This is a genomic window from Azospirillum sp. 11R-A (assembly GCF_049472615.1).
Taxonomy (GTDB): Bacteria; Pseudomonadota; Alphaproteobacteria; order Azospirillales; family Azospirillaceae; genus Azospirillum; species Azospirillum palustre.
Genome location: NZ_JBCEBL010000042.1, coordinates 40,854 through 55,111 on the forward strand (window position 1 = coordinate 40,854; position 14,258 = coordinate 55,111).

The 14,258-nt window shown below is 68.9% G+C and carries 14 protein-coding genes; 8 read left to right on the forward strand and 6 right to left on the reverse strand.

The features are described from left to right. Positions 1-92 precede the first annotated feature (92 nt). The 5 genes from VH569_RS33270 to VH569_RS33290 all read right to left on the reverse strand — a co-directional run bounded on the left by VH569_RS33270 (position 93) and on the right by VH569_RS33290 (position 4,835). Positions 93-836 (reverse strand): ABC transporter ATP-binding protein, encoded by a 744-nt coding sequence (locus tag VH569_RS33270; RefSeq protein ID WP_423321322.1) that lies wholly within the window; start codon positions 834-836, stop codon positions 93-95. Position 837: 1 nt separating this feature from the next. Next, positions 838-1,593: an ABC transporter ATP-binding protein gene (locus VH569_RS33275; protein WP_109095565.1), complete on the reverse strand. Its 756-nt coding sequence runs from the start codon at positions 1,591-1,593 to the stop codon at positions 838-840. Further along, positions 1,590-2,624: a branched-chain amino acid ABC transporter permease gene (locus tag VH569_RS33280; protein ID WP_423321325.1), complete on the reverse strand. Its 1,035-nt coding sequence runs from the start codon at positions 2,622-2,624 to the stop codon at positions 1,590-1,592. The genes VH569_RS33275 and VH569_RS33280 overlap by 4 nt, the downstream gene beginning before the upstream one ends. Then, entirely contained in the window at positions 2,621-3,481 is an 861-nt protein-coding gene (locus VH569_RS33285; protein WP_423321327.1) for a branched-chain amino acid ABC transporter permease, read from the reverse strand. Before VH569_RS33285 ends, VH569_RS33280 begins: the two co-directional genes overlap by 4 nt. A 145-nt stretch (positions 3,482-3,626) precedes the next feature. Beyond that, complete coding sequence (locus tag VH569_RS33290; RefSeq protein ID WP_423321328.1) at positions 3,627-4,835, reverse strand: ABC transporter substrate-binding protein; 1,209 nt, start codon at positions 4,833-4,835, stop codon at positions 3,627-3,629. 443 nt (positions 4,836-5,278) lie between these two features. On the opposite strand from VH569_RS33290, the gene VH569_RS33295 reads away from it, so the two are divergent. The 8 genes from VH569_RS33295 to VH569_RS33330 all read left to right on the forward strand — a co-directional run bounded on the left by VH569_RS33295 (position 5,279) and on the right by VH569_RS33330 (position 13,437). Beyond that, positions 5,279-6,370 (forward strand): mandelate racemase/muconate lactonizing enzyme family protein, encoded by a 1,092-nt coding sequence (locus tag VH569_RS33295; protein WP_423321330.1) that lies wholly within the window; start codon positions 5,279-5,281, stop codon positions 6,368-6,370. 58 nt (positions 6,371-6,428) lie between these two features. Further along, positions 6,429-7,643: a CaiB/BaiF CoA transferase family protein gene (locus VH569_RS33300; protein WP_423321332.1), complete on the forward strand. Its 1,215-nt coding sequence runs from the start codon at positions 6,429-6,431 to the stop codon at positions 7,641-7,643. A gap of 101 nt (positions 7,644-7,744) precedes the next feature. Continuing rightward, positions 7,745-8,581, forward strand: coding sequence for an IclR family transcriptional regulator (locus tag VH569_RS33305; RefSeq protein WP_376966878.1), 837 nt, complete (start codon positions 7,745-7,747; stop codon positions 8,579-8,581). A 40-nt stretch (positions 8,582-8,621) separates the two neighbouring features. Beyond that, positions 8,622-8,813 carry a 2-hydroxymuconate tautomerase gene (locus VH569_RS33310; RefSeq protein ID WP_098734949.1) on the forward strand — a complete coding sequence of 64 codons (192 nt, stop codon included), beginning with the start codon at positions 8,622-8,624 and terminating at the stop codon, positions 8,811-8,813. A gap of 239 nt (positions 8,814-9,052) precedes the next feature. Beyond that, positions 9,053-10,750, forward strand: coding sequence for a thiamine pyrophosphate-binding protein (locus VH569_RS33315; RefSeq protein WP_423321335.1), 1,698 nt, complete (start codon positions 9,053-9,055; stop codon positions 10,748-10,750). A gap of 87 nt (positions 10,751-10,837) precedes the next feature. Next, a complete protein-coding gene (locus VH569_RS33320; RefSeq protein ID WP_423321337.1) occupies positions 10,838-10,999 on the forward strand; it encodes a hypothetical protein in 162 nt (53 codons plus the stop codon). After that, a complete protein-coding gene (locus tag VH569_RS33325) occupies positions 10,996-12,423 on the forward strand; it encodes an aldehyde dehydrogenase family protein (RefSeq protein WP_423321338.1) in 1,428 nt (475 codons plus the stop codon). Before VH569_RS33320 ends, VH569_RS33325 begins: the two co-directional genes overlap by 4 nt. Positions 12,424-12,597: 174 nt before the next feature. Then, positions 12,598-13,437 (forward strand): ParB/RepB/Spo0J family partition protein, encoded by an 840-nt coding sequence (locus VH569_RS33330; RefSeq protein WP_423321340.1) that lies wholly within the window; start codon positions 12,598-12,600, stop codon positions 13,435-13,437. A 51-nt stretch (positions 13,438-13,488) separates the two neighbouring features. Here VH569_RS33330 and VH569_RS33335 read toward each other — a convergent pair. After that, positions 13,489-14,258: peroxidase-related enzyme (locus VH569_RS33335; protein WP_423321342.1), on the reverse strand; the 770-nt coding region annotated here is incomplete at its 5' end.

The following is a 14,258-nucleotide window of genomic DNA, read 5'->3' on the forward strand; positions in this document are numbered from 1 at the left end:
GCTGGCAAGGGGTCGGCGTCGCGGGGCCGAAATCAGTTTGTCGGGGGCGGCGGTGCCGGTCGCGGGGCATCGGCCCCACCGCGCTTTCCGGATCAGTGCGCCCCGCCGAGATAGACGCGCTGCAACAGGTCGCTGCTCTGGATTTCGGACGGCGTGCCCGCCCCGACGATCCGCCCGGTTTCCGTGAGGTAGCAGTAGTCGGCGTGGCGCAGCGCCTTCTCCACCAGCTGTTCGACCAGCAGGATCGCCATGCCGCCCTTGCAGAGGTCGCTGGCGACGTCGAGGATGCGGTCGATGACGATGGGCGCCAGCCCGCCCGACGGCTCGTCCAGGATCAGCAGCCTGGGATCGCCGATCACCCCCTGCCCGACCGCCAGGATCTGCTGCTGGCCGCCGCTGAGGCGCGACGCCTGCTGGTTCCGGCGTTCCGCCAGTTCCGGAAACAGGCCGTAGATGCGGTCGAGCTTGGAGCGGTCGCCGCGCGATGCCCGCGCATAGGTGCCGAGGAGCAGGTTGTCCTCCACCGACAGGCCGCCGAACACCCGGTGCCCCTCCAGCACCTGAACGACGCCGGAGCGCACGATGTCGCGCGGCGTCGCCGCACCGATCTCCGCCCCGGCCATGGTGACGCGCCCGGCCTTCTTCGGGATCAGGCCGGAGATGGCGTGCAGCATCGTGCTCTTGCCGGCGCCGTTGCGGCCGAGCAGGACGACGAACTCGCCGCCATGCACCCGGAAGGAGGCGCCGTGCACCACCTCGGCCTTGCCGTAGGCGACATGCAGGTCCGCCACGTCGAGCAGGATCTGATTGGGTCGATTGACTGTGCCCATGTGCATCTCACGCTCCCAGATAGACGCGGATGACTTCGGGATCGCTGCGCACCTCGGCCGGCGTGGCGTGCTTGATCATGCGCCCCAGATTCAGCGTCGTGACGCGGTCGCACACGCTGAACACGAAGTCGGTATGGTGCTCGACGAGCAGGACGCCGATCCCGGCGTCGCGCAGCGCGGTGACGATGCTGGCGAGATGCTCGATCTCCCCCTCCGTCAGGCCGCCAGCCGGCTCGTCGAGCAGGATGAAGCGGGCGCGCATGACCAGCCCGCGGGCGATCTCCAGGAAACGCTGCTCGGCATGGTCGAGCAGGCTCGCCCGGCGATGGATGGCATAGCCGAGCCCGACGCCGTGCAGCAGCTCCTCCGCCCGGTCGCGCAGCGCGCGCTCCTCCCGGCGGGCGCGCGGCAGCGCCAGGGCGGTCTCCAGAAAGCCGGCGCGTGTCTCGCACCAGCCGCCCAGCATTGCGTTGTCCAGCACGCTGAGGCTGCCGAGCAGGCGGGGCTTCTGGAAGGTGCGGGCGACGCCGACGCGCGGGCGCTGCTGCACCGGCGAGCGGGCCAGCGACTCCCCGTCCAGCCGGATGTCGCCCTCGTCGACCTGATAGTAACCGGTCAGCAGGTTGAGCAGGGTCGTCTTGCCGCTGCCGTTCGGGCCGATCAGGCCGTGGATCTCGCCTTCCCGCAATTCGAGCGACACGTTGCTGAGCGCCGTCACGCCGCCGAAGCGCTTGCTCACTGTGTCGGCAACCAGCGTGCTCATGATGCGTGCCCCCGTTGAATGTCCCGTTGCATGCCCCGCCGGACGGCGGCGGCCAGGCGGCCGATGTCGGGCTGGAGGCCCTTCGGTTCCGGACCTTTCTTCTGCAAACGGGCCAGGACCGACTTGATGACGTGGCCGATGCCCTCCGGCACCACCAGCACCACCGCCAGCAGCAGCAGGCCGTAGAAGAAGTTGCCGAGCTTGGCGAGCGGCGCCACCATCTCCGGCAGGGCGGTCAGGACCACCGTCCCGACGAAGGGGCCGAGAATGCTGCCGCGGCCGCCGATGATGATGCAGACGAAGAAGAACAGCCCCAGCTCGAAGACGAAGGTCTCCGGCGTGATGTAGCTCTGCAACGAGGCGAACAGCGCGCCGCCGATCCCGGCGGTGACCCCGCTGAAGGTGAAGACGGTGAGCTTCAGCCGGAAGATCGGCACCCCCACCGCGGCGGCGGCCACCTCGCTGTCGCGCAGCGCGATCAGCCCCCTGCCCCACATCAGCCGGGCGACGTTCCACGTCATCCAGGTGATCAGCGCCGCGACCAGCAGCACCAGCCAGTAGAAGCCGGTCGGCGTGTCGAAGGGCGCCGCGAAGCCCGGCACCGGCAGCCCGGCGCCGCCGCCGGTCAGGCCGCCCTGGGCCAGCGACAGCTCCGCCATGATCAGGGCGAAGGCCATCGTCGCCATGGCGAAGTAGAAGCCGGGAAGGCGCAGCGACGGCAGGCCCAGCAGGAAGCCGCAGAGCCCGCCCAAGCCCCCGGCCAGCGCCAGCGTCAGCAGCGGGTCGACGCCGTAGCGCCCGACGACGATGGCGAAGGCGTAGGAGCCGATGGACAGCAGCCCGACATGGCCGATGGACAGCTGGCCGGTGTAGCCGACCACCAGATTGAGGCCGGCGATCAGCACCCAGTAGACGCCGATCAGCGCCGCGAGGTGGAGCTGGTAGAAGTCGCCGACCCAGAATGGCAGGGTCACCGCCAGGATGCCGCCGACGGCGAGCGTCCCGAGGCGCGGAAGGGAGGATGTCGTCATACCGGGCGGACCTTCTTGGAGCCGAAGAGACCTTCGGGTTTGACCAGGAGCACGACCATCAGCAGGCCGACCGCAATCGTCTGCTGGTACTCGCCGCCGAACAGGTAGGTCGCGAGCGTCTGGAACAGGCCCAGCGCGACGCCGCCGACGAGCGCACCGACATTGCTGCCCAGCCCGCCGACCGCCAGCGCGATGAAGCCGTAGAGCGTGAGGGTCAGGCCGAGGGCGAAGAAGGCGAAGGTCAGCTGCCCCGCCGCGAAGCCGGCCAGCCCGCCGAGCGCGCCGGCGATGGCGAAGGACAGGGCGCGGGTGCGGTCGGTGGCGATGCCGCGGGCGCGGGCGGCGAAGGCGTCCTCCGACACGGCCTGGAACACCTTGCCGTACATCGTCCGCCGGTAGAAGAATTCGAGCCCGAGCGCCATGGCGACCACCGCCGCAATCGGCAGCCAGTATTTCTGGTCCAGCACGCCGGCCGTGAAATCCTGGTCGGCCAGCCGCGGGAACGGGCGGGGCTCGGTGCCCCACCACAGGCCGACCGCCTGCTGCACCATGGTCGCCAGCGCCAGCGTGCTGAGCAGCCAGAGATGCTCGTCGGAGCGGGCGAGAACGCGGCGGATGGCGATGACCTCGGTCAGCAGGCCGAAGGCCGCCCCGACCAGCACCGCCCCGACCAGCGCCAGCGGCGCCGGAAGCCCGAGGTCGAGCATGAAGTAGGCGCCGAAGACACCGCCAAGCATGCAGATGTGGCCGGTCGTCACGCTCAGGACCTTGGAGGTCGAGAACATGATGTTGTAGGCGAGGCCCGTCGCCGCGTAGAGCGCGCCGATCGCCAGCCCCGACACCAGAACGGTAAGCATGCTGCCCATCCGTTTGTGAATTGCTGCGGAATTGCAAGACGGCGCGAAGGCAGACCCTGCGGCCCGATGCGGGCCGCACGCTCTCCGGCCCGCGCCGGGGCCGTGAAGCCTTGAGTCCGATGCCGGCGACCCGGCACGGGCCGGCTCAGTGCGGGGCCGCCTCGAAGCTGCCGTCCTTGAAGGTGTTGGCCTTGTTGATCACGATGCCGGAGTCGGGGAAGCCGTTGCGCTGCTTCGGCCCCCAGCTGTAATCGGCATAGGTGCCCTTGAGGCTCTGGGTGTTTTCCAGCGCCTTCTGGACGGCGGCCTTGTCGGTCGAGCCCGCCGTCTTCACCGCATGCTCGATGATCTTGACGGTGTCGTAGCCCAGCGTGACCCACCAGAAGGTGAAGTTGATGGTGCCGCCGAACTCCGGCCGCATCTTGTCCATCAGCACGGTCGTTGGGCCGGGCAGCTTGCCGTCCGCACCGTAGGTCGTGCTGCTGTAGCCGGCGGCATAGGTCTGCTCCCAGTATTCCGGCTTGTTCAGCAGATCCTTGATCGGGAGCCCCATGATGGCCGGATGGCCGACGACCGGCACGTCCCACTGCATGTTGCCCCGCGCGTTCAGCACGCGGGCGAGCAGGCCGGTGGCGGCCGACCACGGCATGACGACATCGGCCCCGGCGGCCCGCGCCTTGGTCATCTCGTCGGTCACGTCGGTCTTGTTGGCGTCGATCAGCACGCTGTAGACCGGCTTGATCCCGGCATCGGCCAGCAGCGCCTCGGCCTTCTTGGCGCTGGAGGTGCCGTAGCCGGTGGTGTCGCCGATGATCGCCACCTTGCTGCGCTTCAGCGTCTTGATGGCATAGTCGTTGGCGCTGCCGATCCACTGCTCGTTGGTGGCGATGGCCCGGAAGGCGCGCGGGTATTTCTGCGGATCGGTCAGCTCGTCCACCGTGCCGATGATGATGTTCGGCACGCCGGCACGGGCAAGGATGGGAACGGTGGCCAGCGATTCGCCGGAATTCACCGGGCCGATGACGAAGTCCACCTTCTCGCTGAGCACGAGCTGCTGCGCGAAGTTGACCGCCTTGGTCGGATCGCCGGCGGTGTCGCGGGTGATCAGCTCGATCTTACGCCCGTCGATGCCGCCCGCCTTGTTGATCTCGTCCACGGCGAACTTGACGCCCTGGTTCTCGGCGACGGCCGCCGACGACAGCGGGCCGGTCAGCGAGGACAGCCAGCCGATCTTCACCGGCGTCGTGTCGGCAGCGGCGGTGCCGGCGAACAGGCCAACCGCCAGGGCGAGGCCCGCGGCGGTCACGGTTGCGGGGCCGAGATGCATCCTGGCGGGAATCCGGTCGGTGGTCATGGTTCCTCCCTTCTTATGTATCGTGCTTTGGACTGATCATCTCTGAGCCGAACATTATTTCGCAAGACATTTTTCATTCCGCGCCATTTTTTTGTCGGAAGATGTCGAGATGGCGGAAGAACCCATTCCCGGTTGTAGTCAGGCTTCAAACGCCGCCGTTTTGTGGGTTGAACAGAGGTCTGTGCGAACTTTCGCCGGTCCCAGCCGTGGAAAAATCGATCCAGCGGGTCGAACGGCAACGGTTGGGGAACGGTTCCCATCGATGAGAAAACCGGATCGAACGGGGCGAGTCGCGTATTTTGATATGAACTATGCACTGAATGAAAAAACTGTTGCAACGAACGCCATCAGGCGCGACGATGCGCCCCAAGAACAATCACCATCGTGAACTGTCCGCGCCCTTCCCATGGACGGGCGGGCCGCGGCAGCCGGGAGGCAGGGCTTTGCGCATCTCCGACATCGAACTGGCCGCGGTCGACCTGCAACTGGACCGGCCGCTGCGCACCGCGATCCACGAGATCAGCACGGTGTCGTGCCTGCTGCTGACCGTCAGGACCGACGAAGGGGTATCGGGCGAGGGCTATGGCTTCTGCTTCGGCATCGACCGCCTGCGCTCCATCGCCCAGCTGGCGGCCAGCCTGAAGCCGAAGCTGATCGGCCGCGATCCCTTCCAGGTCGAAGCCCTGTGGTCCGACCTGTTCCGCCATCTGAATTTCTGCGGGCAGGCCGGGCTCGCCCTGCATGCGATGACGCCCATCGACGTCGCCTGCTGGGACATCATCGGCAAGGTGGCGAACCAGCCGCTCTACCGGCTGTTCGGCGCCCACCGCGACCGCGTGCCGGTCTATGCCAGCGGCGGCCTGTGGCTGTCCTCCAGCCTGGACGAACTCCGGCAGGAGGCGCGGGCCTTCGTCGACCAGGGCTTCAAGGCGATGAAGCTGCGCCTCGGCTCGCCGCGCTGGCAGGACGACATCGCTCGCATCGAGGCGGTGCGCGACGCCATCGGGCCGGACATCGCCCTGATGGTGGACGCCAACCAGGGCCTCACTCCGGCCCATGCCCTGCGGCTCGGCCGCGCGCTGGAGGCGTTCGAACTGGTGTGGTTCGAGGAACCCGTCCCGACCTGGAACGACGAGGGAAGCGCCGCCCTGGCCGCGGCGCTCGACACCCCGATCGCCAGCGGCGAGACGGAATACACGCGCTACGGCCTGAAACGGCAGATCCAGGCCCGCGCCGCCGACATCCTGATGCCCGACCTGCAACGCATGGGCGGCTACACCGAGTTCCGCAAGGCAATCGGGCTGATGGCGGCGCACGACGTGCCCTTCTCGCCCCACATCTTCACCGAACACAGCCTGCATCTGGTGGCGTCGTCGGCCGGCGCCATCCATGCCGAGCACATGCCGTGGTTCGGGCCGCTGTTCCGCGAGGCGATGGCCGTCGAGACGGACGGCACCATCCTGGTGCCGGACCGCCCCGGCGTCGGCTTCACCTTCGACTGGGACCGCCTGGACCCGATGCGCGCCGCGCTCTGAAAGCACTCCCGGGGCAGCGCAACCGGGCCACGGCCACAGACGATTATGGATCGAAGAAATGACAGTGTTCGATGGCGGCGCGGCGCCGGATGCGGCCCGTTCCCCGGGCCCCCTCCACGGCATCCGCGTCCTCGACCTCTCCCGTGTCCTGGCCGGTCCCTGGTGCACCCAGTGCCTGGCCGACCTCGGCGCGCAGGTCCTGAAGATCGAGAGCCCCGGCGACGGCGACGAGACCCGGAGCTGGGGGCCGCCCTACATGGGCGATCTGGCCGCCTACTACACCTGCGCCAACCGGTCGAAGCACAGCCTGACCGTCGACCTGAAGAGCGCCGAGGGCCAGCGCCTCATCCGCGATCTGGCCGCCGAGGCCGACATCCTGATCGAGAATTTCAAGCTCGGCACCCTCGACCGCTTCGGGCTCGGCTATGACGACCTGAAGCCGGTCAATCCGGCGCTGATCTATTGCTCGGTCTCCGGCTATGGCCGGACGGGACCGGAAGCGGCCCGCGCCGGCTATGACTTCGTCATCCAGGGCGAGACCGGCCTGATGTCGGTGACCGGATTTCCCGACGGGCCGCCGACCAAGGTCGGCGTCGCCGTCTCCGATCTCTTCTCGGGCCTCTATGCCTCGCAGGCGATCCTGGCCGCCCTGCTCGGCCGCCAGCGGACCGGGCGCGGACAGTTCCTCGACGTCGCGCTGTTCGACTGCCAGCTGGCGGCGATGGCCAATGTCGCTGCCGGAGCCCTCGCCACCGGGGCGGAGTCCCGGCGCTACGGCAATGCCCATCCCAACGTCGTGCCCTACGAGGTGTTCGAGACGTCCGACGGGCCGTTCGTGCTCGCCATCGGCAACGACCGGCAGTTCCGCACCCTGTGCGAATCCGTGCTAGAGGACATCGCGATGCGCGACGATCCGGCCTTCCGCACCAATGCCGACCGCGTCGCCAACCGCGTCCTGCTCAGCCAGCGGCTCGCCGCCCGGTTCCGCGAGCGGCCCCGCGCCCACTGGATGGAGCGGCTCGCCGCCCGCAGCCTGCCCGCCGGTGCGGTGCGCTCCGTCGTCCAGGCGCTCGCCTCCGATCAGGTCGCGGGGCGCAACCTGCTCCACAGCTTCGAGACCGCAAGCGGCGGACCGATTCGCGTCGTCGGCTATCCGGTGAAGTTCGAAGACGGCCTGCCGCCGCCCGGCCGCCCCCCCGCCCAGGGTGAGGGTGGCGGGGAGATCGCAAAGCAGTGGCTGGGGCGCCGATCCGGAGCCGGCCGGACCCCATGACACGCAAAAACCTTGACACATCTTCCGGGAGAGCACAGGTCCGACGGCTGGGCCGGCCTGCCGCCCAGTCTCCCGGCAGGACAACGACACAGGGCACAGCCATGGTGAAAAGCGCGGACGAGGAACGGACCAAGGCCGGCAACGACGGCGAGCGCGAAGGACCGGCCGGCACGCTCGCCCGCGGGCTGGCGATCCTCGACGCCATCGTCGACGCACCGCAGCCGCTGATGCTGGGCGAGGTCGCGGCGCTGACCCGCCTGGACCAGAGCACGACGCTGCGCCTGCTGCGCACGCTGGAGGATAGCGGCTACGTCGTCCGTCTGGCCGATTCCAAGCGCTATGCGCCGTCGCCCAAGGGCCTGCTGCCGCTGCCGCTGATGCATCCCATCAACCAGCTTCGGCGGGAATCGCACTCCGTGCTGATCGAGCTGGCGCGCAACTTGCGGGAAACCGTGGTGCTCGTCCTCTATCTCAGCACCGAGCGGATGGTGACCGACATCGCCCAGGCTCCGGGATCGCTGTCGCCCTACTACAACACCTGGCTCCAGGGGCCGCTGCACGGCTCCGGCTCCGGCAAGGCGCTGCTGCTCAGCCTTGATCCGGAGCAGCGTGCCGCCGTCCTCGGGCCGGAACCCTACAAGGTCTACACCCCGCAGACCATCGTCAGCCACGCCGAGCTGGACGAGGATCTGCGCGTCTCCGCCCTGCGGGGCTATGTGGTGGCGCATGACGAACACCATGTCGGCCTGACCGCCATCGCCGCCAACATCCCCACCTGGAACAACGGCCATGTCGGCTGTCTGGTGGTGACCGGGCATTCCCGTGACATGGACGAAGCCAGGATCGCCGGCATCGGCGAGGAGCTGGTCCGGGTGGCGAAGCTGATGCCCTACCAGCTCGGCAGCCTCCGTTCCGTCGCGCATGTCGTGGGGAAATGAGCGTCTCGACACTGACAATCGATCCGAAGGGAGAGGACCCATGCCTATCGTCAACATCACCCTGATCAAGGGCCGGTCGCAGGAAAAGAAGGCCGCCATGTACCGCGAGGTCACGGAGGCGATCCACCGCACCCTCGGCGCGCCGCGCGAAAGCGTGCGCATCATGGTGAACGAGATCGAGCCCGAGCATTTCGCCGTCGCCGGAGAGGCCAAGACCGGCCCGTCGTCGTAACGCGCCGGCTTTAGAGTGTGATCGGTTCAAGCGGACTCGCTTGAAGCGTGAATCACACGGAAAACCAAAAGCTTAGAGTCTGTCTGATGCTTCAATAAGCATCAGACAGACTCTGAACCATCGCACATCGCTGACATGAAGCGACGCTTCGGCCGACGGCCGGAGCGACGGGAGTCGTGSGKSCGCAAGGCAAGGCGACGGACCGCCGGCTTGCGGACGCATTGGAAAGGATGATCTCGATGAACAACGGATCCGCCCCGGCCACCGGTGGGCGCCTTCTGGTCGACATGCTGCGCCTGAACGGGGTCGACCGGGTTTTCTGCGTGCCGGGCGAAAGCTACCTCGCCGTGCTCGATGCGCTGGTCGATGCGCCGGAGATCGCGGTCACCATCTGCCGGCACGAGGGCGGAGCGGCGATGATGGCCGAGGCCTACGGCAAATGCACCGGCCGTCCCGGCATCTGCTTCGTCACCCGCGGACCGGGCGCCACCAACGCCAGCCACGGCGTCCACATCGCCCACCAGGATTCCACGCCGATGATCCTCTTCATCGGGCAGATCGAACGGAGCGCGCAGGAGCGCGAGGCCTTCCAGGAGGTCGATTACCGCCGCATGTACGGCCCGCTCAGCAAATGGGTGGCGCAGATCGACGAGGCCGGCCGCATCCCCGAGATGGTCGGCCGCGCCTTCTACACGGCGACGTCCGGCCGTCCGGGACCGGTGGTGCTCGCCCTTCCAGAGGATATGCTGGTCGAACGGGCGGCCCCCCGCCCGGCCGCACCCTACCGCCCGGTCGAGCCCGGTCTGCGGCCGGAGGATCTGGCGGAGCTGGAGCGGCTGCTGGGTGCTGCCGAGAGGCCGCTCCTGCTGGTCGGCGGCGGCGGCTGGACCGCGGAGGCCTGCGACGACATCCGCCGCTTCGCCGAAGCGTGGGACCTGCCGGTCGGCGTGTCCTTCCGCTCGCAGGATCTGTTCGACAACGCCCATCCCAGCTATGCCGGCGATCTCGGCCTCGGCGTCAACCCCGCCCTGGCCAGGACCGTCCAGGAGGCCGACCTGCTGCTCGTCGTCGGCCCGCGGCTGGGAGAGGCGACGACCGGCGGCTACACGCTGCTCGACATCCCATGCCCGCGCCAGACCCTGGTGCATGTCCATGCCGGGGTCGAGGAGCTGGGCCGCGTCTACCAGCCGGCGCTCGCCATCAATGCCGGCATGCGCACGACCGCCAGGGCGCTCGCCGCGCTGGCGCCGCCGGCCTCCCGCCGGAACCCGGAACGGATCCGGGAGCGCACCAGGGCCATCCACGACGCCTATCTCGCCTGGACCGTTCCGCCGTCCATCCCCGGCCCGCTGCAGATGGGCGAGATCATGGGCTGGCTGCGCGAGACCCTGCCGCCGGACACCATCGTCACCAACGGGGCCGGCAATTTCGCCATCTGGCCGAACCGCTTCCACCGCTACCGCCGGTTCCGCACCATGCTGGCGCCGACCTCCGGCTCGATGGGCTATGGCATTCCGGCGGCAATCGCGGCGAAGCTGCTGCATCCGGAACGGCCGGTGGTGGCCTTCGCCGGCGATGGCTGCTTCATGATGAGCGTGCAGGAACTCGCGACCGCCGCGCAGTACGAGGCGGCGATTGTGGTGGTGCTGGTCAACAACGGCATGTTCGGCACCATCCGCATGCACCAGGAGCGCGAGTATCCCCGGCGCGTCAGCGGCACCGAGTTGAAGAATCCCGACTTCGTCACCCTGGCGCAGAGTTTCGGCGCCCATGCCGAACGCATCACCCGGACCGAGGAGTTCATGCCGGCCTTCGAGCGCGCCATGGCGGCAGGACGCCTCGCCCTGCTGGAACTGGTCATCGACCCGGAAGCCATCAGCCCGACGCACACGGTGACGAGCCTGCGCGAACAGGCGGAGCGGGCCCGCGGCGCCTGACCGCCGGCCGGAACGGAAAACCGGCCCGATAAAAGGCCCGATGAACCGGAGTTGTCCCGCCCTCCCGCGGACCAGGAACCTCACGACATGCTGACCTTCGACGATTGCCTCGCGCTCACCGACCTCGCCCCCGACAGGCTGCCGCTGGTGGACGGCATGGGGACCGTCTCCGCCTTCCTGCTGATGTCCGACAGCGCCGCCGCGGATGCCGGCTGCTCCCAGGACCCCGGCGAGGAGACGCAGCCATGAAACACAATCACATCGCCGGCCGCTGGGTGGCCGGCGGCGGCGGCATCGACAACGTCAATCCGTCCGACACCACCGACATCGTCGGCAGCTATGCCGTCGCCGACGGCGGCATGGTCGCGGAGGCGGCCCAGGCCGCAAGGGCCGCTTTTCCGGCCTGGGCGCGCAGCACGCCCCAGCAGCGCGCCGATATCCTCGATGCCGTCGGCAGCGAACTGCTCGCGCGCAGGGAGGAGCTGGGAACCCTGCTGTCGCGGGAGGAAGGGAAGATCCTGGCGGACGGCATCGCCGAAGTGGTCCGCGCCGCCCAGGTCTTCAAGTTCTTTGCCGGCGAGGCCCTGCGCATCCCCGGTGAGAAGGTCGCGTCCACGCGGCCGGGGGTCGAGGTCGACATCCTGCGCGAGCCCGTGGGCGTCATCGGCATTATCACGCCGTGGAACTTCCCGATGGCCATCCCGGCCTGGAAGATCGCCCCGGCGCTCGCCTACGGCAACTGCGTGGTCTTCAAGCCCGCCGAACTCGTTCCCGGATCGGCCTGGGCGCTGGCCGAGATCGTCACGCGCGCCGGTGTGCCGGCCGGCGTGTTCAATCTCGTCATGGGGCCGGGGTCGCTTATCGGGGACGCCCTGGTCGACGGGGTGGATGCCGTGACCTTCACCGGCTCGGTCGCCACCGGCCGCCGGGTGGCGCAGCGGGCCGTCGGCCGCATGATCCGATGCCAGCTCGAGATGGGCGGCAAGAACCCGATGGTCGTGCTGGATGACGCCGACCTCGACGTCGCCGTCGATGCCGCGGTGAACGGGTCCTTCCTCCAGACCGGCCAGCGCTGCACCGCCTCGTCGCGCCTTGTCGTCACCGAAGGCATCCATGACCGGTTCGTCGCCGCGGTGACGGAACGGCTGGAACGGCTCGCGGTCGGCCATGCGCTGAAGCCGGGAACCGAGATCGGACCGGTGGTGGACGGCCGGCAGCTGGAGCAGGATCTGTCCTACATCGCCATTGCCGAGCAGGAGGGGGCGCGGCGGCAGTGCGGCGGACAGCGGCTAACCAGGGAAACGCCCGGCTTCTATCTTTCGCCCTGCCTGTTCACCGAAACCACCAACGCCATGCGCATCAACCGCGAGGAGGTGTTCGGGCCGGTCGCAAGCGTCATCCGCGTCAGGGATTACGACGAGGCGCTCAGCGTGGCGAACGACACCCCCTTCGGCCTGTCGTCGGGCATCTGCACCGGTTCGCTGAAACACGCGACCCATTTCCGCGCCAACTCCGCGGCGGGGCTGGTCATGGTCAATCTGCCGACCGCCGGCCTGGACTTCCATGTTCCGTTCGGCGGACGCAAGGGGTCCAGCTATGGCCCGCGCGAACAGGGCCGTTATGCGGTGGAGTTCTACACCTCCGTCAAGACCGCCTATGTGCGGGCCGTGTGAAGAAGCAGCGGGCGCACGGCCTCGGCATGTACGTTGAGGCTGGCGTATTGAAGGATTTATTTCCTTTATATTGACAATATGCCTGCCTGTCGGCAGTGTCGTCGTCGCCAGCGGGCCAGCTGCGCCCGCAAATTCCCCGACCCCTCCCCTGCCCGCCCCAGGAGTTCGTGTGCCATGAGCCTTGCCGCCATGGGCGACGCCGCGTGCATTGCCGTCGCCGCCATCGCCGTGCCTGACAGCCATGCCCGCCGCCGCATCGACGACGACGGGCTGGATTCGCTCGCCCGATCCATCGAAGAGGTCGGGCTGTTGCAGCCCATCATGGTCCGTCCGCTGGGGAATGGGCGTTACGAACTGCTGGCCGGCGCAAGGCGGCTGCGTGCGATGCAGGCGCTGGGCCGGGCCGGCGTGCCGGCGGTGCCGGTGACCAACGAAAGCGCCGCGGTGCTGTCGCTGGTGGAGAACATGCAGCGCCAGGGGCTGGACGCGCTGGAACTGGCCGAAGCGCTTCAGCGGCTGGTGGAGCGGGGCTGGGGACGCGAAGCGCTGGCCCGGCTGGTCGGGCGCAGCACGAGCTGGATCGGCGACATGCTGGGCCTGAACCGGCTGCCGGACTGGATCAAAATGGAATATCCGCAGGCGCGGCGGGTGGTGTCGCGCTCGCTGCTGGTGGAGATCGCGCGGGTGCGCGACGCATCGGCGCAGGCGGAGCTGTGGCGGCAGGCGGTGGGCGGAGCGCTCACCGTGCGGCAGGCACGGCGGATGCGGCGCGAGGCGCTGCCGGCGGTCCCGCGCGCTCTATCGGCGGTGCGGCGCTGCGTTCGCCAGTTGGACCGGATCGACACGGCGCCGGATCTGGCGGAGAAGGACCGGTCGGCGCTGCTGGCCCTGCGCGACAGGATCGACTTGTTGCTCGGTGCCGGAGGCGGGGCAGAGAGCGGGAATCAGGCCCGCGGCTTTCTCGTTGACCGTCTCCAGGCAGGGGATGGTTTGGCGGCCGCGGATGCCCGGTGAAAGGCCTGACCGCCGCTGCGGACAGGCCTTTCGGTCCGGCCGAGGCTCCGTTCAGCGCACGGCCTCGCCCAGGCTCAGCATCAAGCGGTTGGCCCAGGCGAAGATCGCGACCGCCAGGACGAGATCCAGGATCTCGCCGTCCTCCACTCCGGCCCCGCGAAGCGTTGCGACATCCTCCGCCGTCAGGGCGGCTGGCGTGGCGGTCAGGCGGGCGGCGGCCTGGGCGATGGCTTGGCGGCGCGGATCGTCCTGGCCGGCAATCCCCTGCGCGAACAGCAGATCGACCGCGTCCCTGCCCCCGGTCAGCTCGACGAAGCGGCGGGCGTGGACGGAGGCGCAATAGACACAGCCGTTCAACACCGATTCCACGGCGGTTGCGAACTCGCGCTCGGCCCGGGGCAGGCCGCGCGGGGCATACATGATGCCGTTGAACAGCGGCGTGCGGTGCAGAAGCGATTCCGGCTCATGCGCCAGCACCAGCGAATAGGCGCCGATGGCGATGTTGGACGGCGTCACCGCCAGAGCGAGCCGCTGCTCCTCCGTCGCATCCTCCAGCACCACAGGCGTCAGCCAGGGCTTCCAGTCCAGCACGTCGGTGGTGAAGCCGATGTCCGCATCGACCGGCACCGGTGCCCCGGCGGGCAGCGGGCCGGACGGCGGCTCCGCCGCACCGCCTGCCGCACCGCCTGCCAACGCCCGCAGTCCGGCCAGCAGGCGGACCTGATAGTTCACCAGTGCGATCAGCTGCGACAGCGCGACGATGCCGTGCGCATCCAGCCCCGCCGCCGCCAGCGCGCCCAGATGCTCCGGCCGGGACTCGC